Below are 12,326 nucleotides of genomic sequence, written 5' to 3'. Positions count from 1 at the left end.
AAAAAAGCCCTTGACTAAAGGGCTTTTCTTTTACGGTCTTAACAAAATTTTCCCTGTACTTTTCCGGCTTTCAAGCAGCTCATGTGCTTTTGCTCCGTCTTTTAAATCAAACACCACGGGATCGGTTAGCACAAGCTGACCTTTACTGATCCACTCAAACAGCTGCTGTGAACGTACTTTACGTTCTTCATATGACACAAGCACGTTCCACAAGTCTCCGCCTGTAAGCGTTTTAGAGGTATCCATCAGCATACGCGGGTCGACCGGGGCCGGATCGCCTCCTGCCATTCCGTAAAATACCACGGTTCCGCCTGTTTTTACGGCTTCAAAGCTTTTTTCTAGCGTAACTCCTACAGATTCGTAGGCAACATCTGCGCCTCGCTTCGTTACATCTTTCACTTGTTCCACCCAGTTATCTTCGTATAAAAAGACATAGTCAGCGCCTGCTTGAGCCGCTGCTTTTGCTTTTTCAGAAGATGACGTTAAGCCAATGACTTGTCCGCCTAATAGCTTGACAATTTGAACTAAAAGCTGACCTACTCCTCCAGCAGCTGCGTGAACAAGCACATAATCGCCAGGCTGAATGCCGTAGCTGTCTTGTGTTAAATAGTGCGCCGTTAACCCTTGTAAAAGCACTGAAGCAGCTGCGTCAAACGAAATATCATCGGGTACCGCAATGATTTTATCCTGTGGCACGGCAACAAGCTCTGCATTTGCAAAAGGGACGTCAGCAAAAGCAATACGGTCTCCTACGTTAACGTGACTTACTTCTGCTCCTACTTCTTCTACCACACCTGCTCCTTCATATCCTAAAATATACGGAGGTTTACCCGTTAAGTGGTAGTTCCCTTTTCTTCGGTACACATCAGCAAAATTAAGTCCAATTGCTTTTGTTCTTACTAGTACGTCTGTTGGACCAATAGAGGGGCTCGGTATATCTTGATAGTGAAGAACGTCAGGTCCTCCAAACCTTTCAAATACTAATGCTTTCATATATAAGTTACCTCGTTTTCTTTATGTATTCCCTTTCATCGTAATTCAAAGAGATAACAAACACAAGTTTCTGACTCAGCAGAAAAACGCCTTGTCTCTTGATGAGACAAGGCGTTTTTTTAATTTGTTTGCACTACGATTTCTCGCATCGTTCGATTTTTTTGATAAGACGTATGAAAAGAAAAGGCTTTTTCAAGAACGTGCGGTGTTTGTCCGCCTCGCGTGAGCGCTTCTTCGTAATACGCCATAAGCTGGTCGCGGTACATTGGATGGGCACAATTTTCAATGATGCACTTTGCACGTTCTCTTGGGGCGAGTCCGCGCAAGTCTGCGTATCCTTGCTCTGTTACAATCACATCCACATCGTGTTCCGTATGATCAACGTGTGAAACAAACGGAACTATGCTTGAAATATCGCCGTTTTTGGCAATGGATTTTGTTACAAAAATACCAAGGCGCGCATTTCGGGCAAAATCCCCTGAACCTCCGATTCCGTTCATCATTTTTGTTCCCATCACATGCGTTGAATTAACGTTTCCGTAAATGTCTAGTTCTAGCGCAGTATTAATTGAAATCAGTCCTAAGCGACGAATGATTTCGGGATGGTTTGAAATTTCTTGCGGACGAAGAATCAGTTTATCTCGATAGGCTTCAAAATTAGAGAAAACTTGTTTCATTTTATCCGCTGAAAGCGTAATTGAGCAGCAGGAAGCAAACGTAACTTTTCCTGCGTCAAATAAATCAAACACGGCGTCCTGCAATACTTCTGAATACACCTCTAAATCATGAAACTCTGAATCTAACAAACCGTGGAAAACGGCATTTGCTACGGACCCAATTCCAGATTGTAACGGCGCAAGCGATTCAGTTAATCGCCCTTCTTTAATTTCTTCACGTAAAAATGAAATCAAATTTTGAGCCATCACAACCGTTTCTTCGTCAGGTGCTACAATCGTAGACGGTGAATCTAGCTGATTTGTAAATACAATACCCTTTACTTTATCTAAATCAATTGGTATGCCTAACGAACCAATCCGGTCATCAGATTTTTTCAAAGGAATTGCATCTCGCTGTCCTTGAACGCCCGGATCATACAGATCGTGAATGCCTTCTAACAGCTCTGGCTGCGCTGTGTTAATTTCAATAATAATAGATTTTGCATGCTCGGCAAATACCATCGAATTGCCAATTGACGTTGTTGGAATCATCATTCCGTCATCCGTGATAGAAACCGCTTCCAAAATAGCGAAATCTATTGAATCTAACACGCCTGAACGCACCCATTCAGAAGTATGCGATAAATGTTGGTCAATAAACTGAAATTCACCTTCATTAATTTTTTTACGCATCGTCGGGTCAGCTTGAAACGGAAGGCGTTTGTTTAACATGCCTTTTTCTGCAAATAGCTTATCCACATCTGACCCAAGTGAAGCACCGGTATACACGCTTACTTTTATCGGTTCTGTTTCCGCTCGTTTCGCTAGCGCAAACGGTACAGCTTTGACATCCCCCGCGCGTGTAAAACCGCTTAGACCAAGAGTCATTCCATCTTGAATCCAAGACGCTGCTTCTTCAGCAGAGACAACGCGATTCTTTAGTGCTTCATGCTTAATTCGACTGCAAACGTTTTCCATTCTGTTCACTCCTTGTTTTTGCTCTTTTTTACCATTTTACTGTAAAGCGAGCGACTACAAGAGTTTTTGGAATGAAATGGACAAAAATAGCGACAAAACAGCATATTTGATGATAATTAAGCTAAATGACGGTTAAAACCCAAGCAGCTTTCGAAAATAACTGGCGTACGACTGACTGACCGGAATTTTTTCTCCATTGTTCATCACTAATAAAAAAGTTGAATGTGTATCAGGATAAATTTCTTGAATTTGCGTCACATTGACGATAAATGAACGATGACAGCGCACAAACTCTTCTTTTGGAAGCACATAATCAAATTCATTTAACGTGTATTTATGCGTACCCGTATACTTCTGTGCGTACACATATGTTTTTCGGTCACGCGCTTCTACGTAGATGATTTTTGAGAAAGGAACCGGTATCCATCCCTCGTTCACCTTTAACGTCACAACTGACTTTCCGCTCGTTAACGCGGGAAAAATCGCCGTTACGCATCCTTGAACATCTCCTTCATCTAAGAAAGGTACGGCCATGCCGTAGTAAGGCGTGCCAAACACGTCTCGGTGAATAAATTCCGATACTTTTTGCTTTCGTTCTAATGCTTTATATGTAATCGTTCCTTTTTTAATTTGATCTCCAGGGCTAATTTTTAAATTAATTCGTTTACTTGCCCGGTAATACACGTACGTTTCTAGATCTGAAACGGCAATCGACGCTTCATCAGAGAACAATTCGCTGATAACGTCTAATAATGCTGAAGCTTTAAATGGTTTCATCTTTTCACCTTCTTTTGTCTAGTCAAACACGCTGCTTCTTTATTGTAGCGCAAAAGCAAAAGCGAGTGGGAAAGAAGCATGGAATTTATCTTTTCAACTGCATAAAATTTCTATTTTTTCACAACATAAAACAATGAAATGAAGGAAGGGTGAAATGTATGGGCTATGCTGAATCGACGTTTCGAATCACCTGTTCATTTTTTGTGCTGCTTCTTTTAACGCGGCTCATGGGAAAAACAGAAATCAGCCAGTTAAATGTATTTACATTTATTACGGCAATTACGATTGGTAATATCGCTTCTTCCCTCTCCACTGATGAGCGAGTAGAGATTGATAAAGGGGTTTATTCACTGCTAGGTTGGACATTTTTAACGATCGCTATGGGCTATATTGGAATGAAATCGAAAAAAGCACGGCATCTTATTACCGGCGAACCCAAAATTGTGATTAAGCAAGGAAAAGTGATGGAAAAGGCATTAAAACAAGTACGGCTAGATATTGAATCTCTTTTAGGCATGCTGAGGCAGCAAAACGTATTTTCCATAAAAGATGTAGAATCGCCATATTAGAAATCAACGGAAACCTTTCCGTTATGCAAAAACAAGATAAAAAGCCGAACTCGTGGTCAAAAACGCTTTTATTTCCCACTTCAATAGGCGTTATTTACGACGGAAAAGTGAATGAAGATGCGTTGAAGGACCTGCATTTAGATAACAATTTGCTTCATAAGCAGATTGAAAAAGCTGGAGTCAAATCAATTGATGAAGTGTTTTATGCTGAAGTTCAGTCAGACGGATCCCTTTATATTGACTATAAAAAAGACAAGTTTAACTCATAAAAAAATCCGTACCAAAAGGCACGGATTTTTTATTAGCTTGCTTTTTTTACACGATTTGTAATAGTATCTTCTTTTGGTGATGTTTTGCGAATAAAGAAGGCTAAAACAAACGCGATCACACTTAAAATCGTTGCGATCATAAACGCATCGTTAATGCCCATTGCCGTACCTTGATTCACGGCTTCAGTCATACTGCCTTTATCTGTCGGCAAAATTTGCTGATTCATCACGATGTTTTTCACGTGTTTTTCACCTTGATTCATCATAATGGAGACAAAGAACGCCATTCCTACAGCTCCAGCAACCATTCGAAGCGTATTAACCATCGCTGTGCCGTATTTATTTAAGCTAAGCGCAAGTTCATTTAACCCTGCTGTAAAGATTGGCATCATGAGCAGCGACATACCAAACATACGAACAGTATAAACAATCATTACATACATAAATGTTGTTGTCGTTTCAAGTTTTGTTAATTCATATGTTGTCACAACAGTAATCGCTAAACCAATAACAGCAAGCCATCTTGCGCCGAACTTATCAAACAGCCGTCCTGTAATCGGAGACATAACCCCCATTACAATTCCCCCTGGCAGTAACAGCAAGCCTGAAAGAAACGGTGAAAAACCACGTACGTTTTGCATATAGATCGGCATTAAAATCATACCTGAAAACATTGCCATTGTCACAATCACGTTAATGATTGTTGTTAAAGTGAACATACGGTAACGGAAAATACGGAATTCAAGAAGCGGCTGATCGATTTTTAACTGACGGAAAATAAAGAACAGAATTGAAATACCGCCTACAATGAACATGGCTAGTACTTCAGTGCTGGTCCAGCCCTTTGTACCGCCCGTAGCGAACGCATACAGCAAGCCGCCAAATCCAATTGTTGATAAAATAACGCCAAGCACGTCTAGCTTAGGTCGGCTTGTTTCTGTCACGTTTTTCACTAAAATAATCGCCGCAATTACGTTAATAAGTGCAATTGGAAACATCATAAAGAATAAAACGCGCCATGAGTAGTGCTCAACTATTAAACCAGAAAGCGTCGGCCCTACTGCCGGTGCGAAGTTCATCGCTACACCAAAAATCCCCATCGCAAAGCCGCGTCGGTCAGGTGGGAATAATGTAAAGATAACGTTGGTAATTAACGGAAATAAAATCCCTGCTCCTGCTGCTTGCACGACGCGTCCCACTAAAATAACGGAAAATGTCGGTGCAATACCGCAAAGCAGTGTTCCTACTGTAAACAGCCCCATTGCTGTAATATACAGCTGCCTTGTAGTAAATCGATTCATTAAAAATGCTGTAATTGGAATAACAATTCCGTTTACTAACATAAAGATAGTTGTTAACCAGTTGCCCGTAGCCGCCGTTACATGGAAATGATCCATCATTTGCGGAAGCGCAATGTTAATCAGCGTTTGATTTAAAAAAGCGACGAGCGCTCCCATTATCATTACGCCAAAAATAGACCGAGTTCGGGCTTGATCGGACTGTTGTGTTTGTGTATTCATTTTAACAAGACCTTTCCCTTTAAAATTATCTGTATGTAAATCTTCAGATGACAAACAGGTTAAGAATATATTTTATGTGTTCATTCTATTAATTTATGTCACGAATATTTAATGAACTTAATTATATACCGGATAAATATATCCGTTTCCGAAATATTTGTCAACAAATATGATCATTTTCGTAAAACTTTTCCATCAGTATATATAAAGTAGCATGCCCTTTAATGAAGAAAAAAATGAGAGCCCTTCAACGAAGGCTCTCATTTCCTTAAGAAATACTTATTTTAAGATTTGAACTTTTACTGTTTTTCTTCCCCATTTTAACGCTTCTTTTTGAGAAGGAAGAAGAACGTCAATTTTATTTCCTTTAATCGCACCGCCCGTATCAGCTGCGATTGCCGTGCCGTAACCTTCTACGTATACTTTTGAACCAAGTTTAATCACTTTTGGATCGACAGAAATCACTTTTTGATTTGGATTCTTTTTCAAGTCAATTCCAATCGCTGTTTTTCCGCTGCAGCCTTTGCAGTTCGCTGTGTACGCTGTTGCTGTTACTTTAAATTCTTTCACAACGTTTGAAGACTTCGCAGGCGCTGCTTTAGCAGGCGTGCTTGATTTTGCTTGAGATACTTTTAATACTTGTTTAGGATGAATGCTGTCTGACTTTAAGTTATTCCACTGTTTCAGCTGACTAACCGATACTTTATATGTCTTTGCAATTTTGTATAGCGAATCTCCGCTTTTTACTGTATATGTATTTGTTGCAGCTGATGCACCACTTGCCACTCCGAACAGTGACATTAGAACTAAACTGAACGTAATCATTGTCTTTTTCATGTAATTGATTTCCCCTTTATCTACCAATACATAAAAAATAACACATGAATATTACAGTTATATTTCAGTAACATGTCAATAGTTTGATAGTTTAGTTACAGTAAAAATAAATATTCTTCCTTTTAAACTAGTAAAATAATCACCTTCACACTTTAAAAACATACATATTTAGGCATATAACGGGGGTTTTACACACATTTATACGTAATTGTTTCATTTGTAACATTCAACTGGTTCTAGAGGCTTATGCTTTATTTTAAATTGATTATTTAGAACATAGTTTATTTAAAAATAAAAAAATAAAATAAAGGATCTAATATAAATCACTTTTTACACCGCTGCTGATTTCCGTGCAAGACTTCGCTTTCCGCGGGCGGGCGATGAGCCTCCTCGTCGCTTACGCTCCTGCGGGGTCTCATCTGTTCCGCTATTCCCGCAGGAATCTTCGTCTTGCCCTCCAATCAACAGCTAGAAGCCACTACATACATGATTGTCATAACAATGAAAAAATCCGAACGAGTTTGATTCTCAATCAAGAATCAAACTCGTTCGGATTTTACTTCAATTAAAATACTGTGGTCCCAGCTTCTTTTATCTTTAAATTATAATGGTTACACTAATTTTCAATATGGCTGCCACTGAAGCATTTTAGCTGCCTCAAACCTTTTTTCTACATTCGGCCAGTAAATTATTTTCCACCAGTTGTCAACGTACGGATCACGTTCATTTTTGTACTGCAAATAATAAGCGTGTTCCCATACGTCTAATACAAGCAGCGGAATGGTGTCCCACTGCGTAAGCAGCTGATGACGCTCCGCTTGCAGAACTTCGAGCTTGCGCGAACGCGGGGACCATACTAAAATTGCCCACCCCACACCTTCTACTTTTTTAGCAGCTTGAGAAAAGTGCATCATAAATTTCTCATAGCTGCCAAAGTCTTTTTGAAGCTGCTGCAACAGCTGTCGTCTCGGTCTTCCTCCTCCTTCTGGACTCATAATTTCCCAAAAGATTGTATGCAGATAATGACCAGATCCATGAAAAGCAGCTTCCCGTTCCCAGTGTTTTATGAGGTCAAAATTATTTGTGTTACGGGCTTGCTGCAGCATGAGCTCTGCTTTATTTAATCCATCGACATAGCTTTGGTGATGCTTGCTGTGATGAAGACGCATAATTTCCCGGTTAATATACGGCTCAAGAGCTGAATAGCTATAGCCAAGCGGCGGCAGCTCGTGTCGTCCCGGCGCTATAGATTCCCGCTCCCTGCCGTCATCTCCAAGTCGCTCTTTTAAAACTTTATCAATATGCCGCACCGCATTGTTGATTTCTTCTAACGTATATTCGTTAACATCTTCTTCACTTAAATATTCAAGAACGTCTTCTTGCGTGCGCGTGATATATGACGTTATATCTACTTCTGTAATGGCTTCTTCAAATACAGGGTCACACACTTGTTCAAGCCAGGTCTGAACTTCCATCAAGTATCTTTTTCTCTCATCTTGATCGGCCATACTTCCCCTCCTTACACCTCATCTTCACTATCATATTCAAAAGAAAAAGCAACATAACTGCCTACTTGTATCTATTGAGTTAGAAAATTCGACATAAAAAAGGCAAAGGTTCCTTTACACTTGAACTCTTGCCTTTTTTCTTATATATTCTTTGCCATATTCACATAATCAATCGTTTCTTGCTTACTAACAGCCGCGTGCTTCAGCTTTGGATTGTAATAAAGGTCCACTTTTATATTATTGATTTCACAGCCGTCTGGCATATGCTGCAAATCCGTTAAAAATGGAAGCAAGTGATTGTTCATATCATATTCAAACGCCCCGTTTTGCAAATAATATATCTTTGGCACATAGTTAATATGGCTAAAAAACTTCACTACGTTGATTCGCTCACCGTATGAGACTATCACTTCCTCTTCTGTCAGGTTGGGATAAGATAAATTAAACACTTGCCGAACCGGCGTTTTCAGCCACTTGGTCAAACAGGTCTGCGGATTATTAACAAGCGCTTTTGCTCCTTTTACGTACCCCGCCAAAAACATCGACATAAAGCCGCCGCCTGAAGATCCGTAAAACAGCACGTTAGACGAATTCACCTGCGCTTTTTTCATGAATTTTTCAATTAAAACGGCAATGTCTTTTAAATAAAAACGATTGCTCGTCCCTTGTCCCCACGCAAGCGACACTTTTCCTAAATAAAGCGTAGGATCGTTATAATAAATAATGGAATCTTCGAATTCATTCATCCACGAATGCCGCTGAAAATATGGAGGTCCTGCCGGCATTTCCTGACTTGCTCCTCCGCCTGAACCAAACACAAGCAAATGCGAAGACTCTTTTTTTAATCTGACTAAAAACTCAAACAGCACTCCGTTCCACTCGATCGCCACTAAAACAGGCTTATCAAATGGCAGCTGAAGTTCATCTATCTTATCATACGTACTATTTATTTTTTCATATTGATCAAGCAACAGCTCTGCAACTCACTTTCCTTAAAATGATACGTCATATGTGTCTGACATTGATCATGGTTCTGTGAAAAAAGAACCTGTCACAGTATATGAAAACCAGCGGACAAATGATTGTACACCTTACCCAAAAGAGGCCGTTGCCTACATCTTCCTGGGCTTCTGTCACGAAATAAAACTCTCCACATACGATACAGCATCATAAAAAATTCAAGGATAGGAGCTGGAGACCCTTGTCAACGTCCTATATGGATTATAATAATCCGAACGTACAATACTTCTCTGATGTAAATAAAAACAGACTTAATACGCGAAATGATCAAAATTACATTAACCGATTAGGCCGGGATGTGCTCAATACATTAGGAAACGTATCATTGCTCGATATTTACTTAAGCGAAAGCCGCGTGGTCGAACCGCACTATCATCAAAATGCCTCGGAGCTTGTCTACTGCATTTCAGGATCAGCCGTCGTTTCATTAATCAACCCGTTTAACAATGAAGTCACAAATATTCCGATTGCTCCAGGCCAAGTAGCCAACATCCCTCAAGGCTGGTGGCACTGGGAAATTGCGTCTGAAGACAATACGCATTTACTTGCTATTTTTGACGCTCCGTATCCGGAATACATTTTTGGATCTGACATTTTAAATAAAACGCCTATCGAAGTACTTGCTCACACGTACTGCTTAGATCCGGACCAACTAAAGAAAACGCTGGCTCCGTTAAAAAATCAAACCATCGTAATTGGACCAACGGACGAATGCGGAGAAAAAGGGCCTTACAAACAGAAAAAACAAGCAGGCTCCGCTAGCCACGAGACGCCTCCTTATAAGCATCCTCCGCCTCAGAATCCTTATTACTCCCCTCAAAACCCCTATCACTATCGATATTGGTAAAGACAAGAAAACCCCGCTGCCAATGCAACGGGGTTTCTTAACGAATACATAACATTATTGTTCTTCTATATACGTGCTATGAAAGGCTGCTTCAATATATGCAACTTGGAAATGATAATGTCCAATTAAATATTTCACAATGTCCACCTGGTCGATTTTGCCGGGCTTATCGACCATCGCTTCTTTTACCATTTCTTCGAATGTACCTTGATCAAACTGTTCTTCATGGACAACAATTGTCTCAGAGTACATTTCGTCTTGTCCTTCTGAAATGCGATAGTAATACAATTTTTTCACCTCGATTTGTCTTAAGTGTATGTATACCCTTAACTAATCATTTTAAAACATTTTTTCAGCGTTCTTTTTCCGCTGTACGATAGGCTGCGGCTTTTGCTTTCACAAGCAGCCTTGTAACCCAGTACGCCACTAGCGTTATTCCTATATCAATAAGAAAAATATAAAACAAACTCATTCCTTTTCCTGAATCAATGAATTTAAAATGATGTTCAAGAGGCGCCAGTCCAAACGAAAAAACAGCGCTCAAAAGAATTGTATACAGATAAAAATTCTTTTGATGATTTGTACAATATTGATAAAGCAGCAGAAATCCTACCGGCAAAATAGAAGCCGTAATATTTGTTGCGTTCGGAAGCAGAGGCGTTAAGAAAAATGTATGCGTCAAATAACCGCTTCGTCCAAGTGCAATATCAATATATGCCCAAAGCATATGCACTGTGTAACCGAAGAAAAACACCTCAAAAATCCGCGTTCGGTCTACGGTAAAATACAACAACACAAGAGGAAGAACGAGCGAAGCAAGCACCACCCAAAACTGCCAGTTTCCAAAATCTGAATACTGATGCCAATACGACGATAATAACTCCTGCAGCTTATCGCTTTGTTCATGTATGTTTCCCCAGTATCGTTCATAACTCACTGAAGTAACCTCCTATATAGAGTCTCTGCTTATGTATGTACGAATAAGCTCCATTTTATACAGAGAAACACGGGAAGCGGCCATTTATTGCTTGCCATCACCTAAATACGTCACCGGGAGTTCATGCTCAATGACTTTACTTGCTTTTCGATTAACAGCATACGCTTTTGCTGTTGGTCTTGAGCTAACTGATGCGGATAGCTTCTCATCTTTAAAATGCAGCGCGACTCCATCATCTACAGCATAGCCTTCTTTCATTTCCCCGCTTGCAATTAATTCATGATACGAAGGTCTTCGATTGCTTTCTCCGTCATAGTGAGGACAGTTGCTTCCCGTTAAAAACCCTAAACAGTCGATTTTAGACAGTTTGTTGTTCATTGAATCGGTGACGCCTTCTTCAAACCAGCAAATTGAACCTGCGCTTATTCCTGCCAAAATAATTCCTTTTTTATAAGCTGCTTTTAAAATCGTATCCAGTCCCCATTCTTTCCATAAAAGAAGCATATTCCTTGTATTACCGCCGCCTACATACAAAATATCTTGCTGCAGTACATATGCTTTTAAATCTATAAAGTTTTGAGAAAACAGCGATAAATGAGACGGTGTGCATATTAACTTCTCAAACGCTTCATAAAACCTTTCTACATAATTATCCGCATCTCCGCTTGCTGTAGGGATAAAGCAGATCTTCGGTACATCCGTATGAGCTTGTGAAAGTATGTATTGATCCAGCGGCGGGTTATCCGGCTCCATTGAAAAGCCTCCGCCGCCCATGGCTATAACTTGTCTCATTCTAATCCGTCCTTTCAGAAAGGTAATATAAAAAATGTAAATTTATACTATTTCCAAAAGATAATTTTCCGTATAATGGAAGAGTGATAAAAAGGTGGTGTAAAGCTTTTGAAAATAGTACGAACCCTTTTACTAATACTAGGCATTTTTATTATCTTGTTTTGTATCTTCGGCTATATCGATTATAACGGTCAAAAAATGGAGCTGGGTACCAAACAAGAAAAAAACATTCCTTCTTCCATCAACACGGACGGAGGAACCATTACGCTATCTGCTGTCAGTAAAAAATACGATAAAACGCAGTTTGGCTTTTTTGTTATTCAAAACAATTCGACGCATACCTTAACAATTCCTTACGAAAATACGGCGGATCACTTAAAAGACGGCAAGTGGTACAAAGTTGTGCTAAACGGATTAGAGTTTCCTGATAAAACCGTCACGCTGAAGCCAGGGAAATCATTCAAACAAGATATCGCAACTCCTAACTACAAAGTAGGAAAATACCGTTTTGTTCAGCACTTTAAAGATGAAAATGGAAAAGAGTATGTATTAGCGACTCCTTTTGAAATTGTTTGGCCGAGTCTTAAGAACGTTCTCGGGCAGTTTGATTAAAGGTAAAAAAG

At 39.8% G+C, this 12,326-nt stretch carries 13 protein-coding genes and 1 pseudogene; 3 read left to right on the top strand and 11 right to left on the bottom strand.

Annotated elements, in window-relative coordinates; translation table 11 throughout:
* Positions 1-30 precede the first annotated feature (30 nt).
* The 3 genes from ACFX4N_RS00835 to ACFX4N_RS00825 all read right to left on the bottom strand — a co-directional run bounded on the left by ACFX4N_RS00835 (position 31) and on the right by ACFX4N_RS00825 (position 3,404).
* Positions 31-993, bottom strand: a complete 963-nt coding sequence (locus tag ACFX4N_RS00835) for a quinone oxidoreductase family protein (RefSeq protein ID WP_192100357.1) — start codon at positions 991-993, stop codon at positions 31-33.
* Positions 994-1,112: 119 nt separating this feature from the next.
* Positions 1,113-2,627, bottom strand: coding sequence for a succinyl-CoA:acetate CoA-transferase ScpC (scpC, locus tag ACFX4N_RS00830; RefSeq protein WP_057273338.1), 1,515 nt, complete (start codon positions 2,625-2,627; stop codon positions 1,113-1,115).
* A gap of 132 nt (positions 2,628-2,759) precedes the next feature.
* The gene (locus ACFX4N_RS00825) at positions 2,760-3,404 is read right to left on the bottom strand and encodes a LytTR family DNA-binding domain-containing protein (RefSeq protein ID WP_014459738.1); all 645 of its coding nucleotides are present in this window, start codon (positions 3,402-3,404) and stop codon (positions 2,760-2,762) included.
* Between the two features lie 158 nt (positions 3,405-3,562).
* On the opposite strand from ACFX4N_RS00825, the pseudogene ACFX4N_RS00820 reads away from it, so the two are divergent.
* Positions 3,563-4,242 (top strand): annotated as a pseudogene (locus ACFX4N_RS00820) (YetF domain-containing protein).
* 32 nt (positions 4,243-4,274) lie between these two features.
* Here ACFX4N_RS00820 and ACFX4N_RS00815 read toward each other — a convergent pair.
* From ACFX4N_RS00815 to ACFX4N_RS00795, 5 genes are all read right to left on the bottom strand, one after another.
* Positions 4,275-5,762: a DHA2 family efflux MFS transporter permease subunit gene (locus tag ACFX4N_RS00815; RefSeq protein WP_192100356.1), complete on the bottom strand. Its 1,488-nt coding sequence runs from the start codon at positions 5,760-5,762 to the stop codon at positions 4,275-4,277.
* Between the two features lie 279 nt (positions 5,763-6,041).
* The gene (locus tag ACFX4N_RS00810) at positions 6,042-6,599 is read right to left on the bottom strand and encodes a 3D domain-containing protein (RefSeq protein ID WP_013057420.1); all 558 of its coding nucleotides are present in this window, start codon (positions 6,597-6,599) and stop codon (positions 6,042-6,044) included.
* Positions 6,600-6,929: 330 nt separating this feature from the next.
* The gene (locus ACFX4N_RS00805) at positions 6,930-7,064 is read right to left on the bottom strand and encodes a hypothetical protein (protein WP_255256021.1); all 135 of its coding nucleotides are present in this window, start codon (positions 7,062-7,064) and stop codon (positions 6,930-6,932) included.
* 158 nt (positions 7,065-7,222) lie between these two features.
* Positions 7,223-8,107, bottom strand: coding sequence for a superoxide dismutase (locus ACFX4N_RS00800; protein WP_029322263.1), 885 nt, complete (start codon positions 8,105-8,107; stop codon positions 7,223-7,225).
* A gap of 140 nt (positions 8,108-8,247) precedes the next feature.
* Complete coding sequence (locus ACFX4N_RS00795) at positions 8,248-9,078, bottom strand: hypothetical protein (protein ID WP_057273340.1); 831 nt, start codon at positions 9,076-9,078, stop codon at positions 8,248-8,250.
* A 230-nt stretch (positions 9,079-9,308) separates the two neighbouring features.
* Between ACFX4N_RS00795 and ACFX4N_RS00790 the strand changes: the two genes are divergently transcribed.
* Positions 9,309-9,974, top strand: coding sequence for a cupin domain-containing protein (locus ACFX4N_RS00790; protein ID WP_057273341.1), 666 nt, complete (start codon positions 9,309-9,311; stop codon positions 9,972-9,974).
* A 54-nt stretch (positions 9,975-10,028) separates the two neighbouring features.
* Here ACFX4N_RS00790 and ACFX4N_RS00785 read toward each other — a convergent pair whose 3' ends face one another.
* The 3 genes from ACFX4N_RS00785 to ACFX4N_RS00775 all read right to left on the bottom strand — a co-directional run bounded on the left by ACFX4N_RS00785 (position 10,029) and on the right by ACFX4N_RS00775 (position 11,703).
* On the bottom strand, positions 10,029-10,271 hold the full coding sequence (locus ACFX4N_RS00785) for a hypothetical protein (protein ID WP_223268895.1): 243 nt from the start codon (positions 10,269-10,271) through the stop codon (positions 10,029-10,031).
* A 55-nt stretch (positions 10,272-10,326) separates the two neighbouring features.
* Positions 10,327-10,911, bottom strand: a complete 585-nt coding sequence (locus ACFX4N_RS00780) for a hypothetical protein (protein ID WP_057273342.1) — start codon at positions 10,909-10,911, stop codon at positions 10,327-10,329.
* A gap of 84 nt (positions 10,912-10,995) precedes the next feature.
* On the bottom strand, positions 10,996-11,703 hold the full coding sequence (locus ACFX4N_RS00775; RefSeq protein ID WP_274589378.1) for a Type 1 glutamine amidotransferase-like domain-containing protein: 708 nt from the start codon (positions 11,701-11,703) through the stop codon (positions 10,996-10,998).
* Positions 11,704-11,811: 108 nt separating this feature from the next.
* On the opposite strand from ACFX4N_RS00775, the gene ACFX4N_RS00770 reads away from it, so the two are divergent.
* Entirely contained in the window at positions 11,812-12,315 is a 504-nt protein-coding gene (locus tag ACFX4N_RS00770) for an immunoglobulin-like domain-containing protein (protein WP_057273344.1), read from the top strand.
* Positions 12,316-12,326 lie beyond the last annotated feature (11 nt).

The sequence above is a fragment of the Priestia sp. YIM B13551 genome, from assembly GCF_042787905.1.
Taxonomy (GTDB): Bacteria; Bacillota; Bacilli; order Bacillales; family Bacillaceae_H; genus Priestia.
The sequence above is the reverse complement of the archived record's forward strand: the minus strand, read 5'-3'. Positions and strand labels throughout refer to the sequence as shown.

Bases quoted from the DNA above. Each gene is read 5' to 3' on its own strand.
- ACFX4N_RS00800 (WP_029322263.1), bottom strand. From the start codon at position 8,107: ATGGCCGATCAAGATGAGAGAAAAAGATACTTGATGGAAGTTCAGACC.
- ACFX4N_RS00835 (WP_192100357.1), bottom strand. From the start codon at position 993: ATGAAAGCATTAGTATTTGAAAGGTTTGGAGGACCTGACGTTCTTCAC.
- ACFX4N_RS00815 (WP_192100356.1), bottom strand. From the start codon at position 5,762: ATGAATACACAAACACAACAGTCCGATCAAGCCCGAACTCGGTCTATT.
- scpC (WP_057273338.1), bottom strand. From the start codon at position 2,627: ATGGAAAACGTTTGCAGTCGAATTAAGCATGAAGCACTAAAGAATCGC.
- ACFX4N_RS00825 (WP_014459738.1), bottom strand. From the start codon at position 3,404: ATGAAACCATTTAAAGCTTCAGCATTATTAGACGTTATCAGCGAATTG.
- ACFX4N_RS00775 (WP_274589378.1), bottom strand. From the start codon at position 11,703: ATGAGACAAGTTATAGCCATGGGCGGCGGAGGCTTTTCAATGGAGCCG.
- ACFX4N_RS00810 (WP_013057420.1), bottom strand. From the start codon at position 6,599: ATGAAAAAGACAATGATTACGTTCAGTTTAGTTCTAATGTCACTGTTC.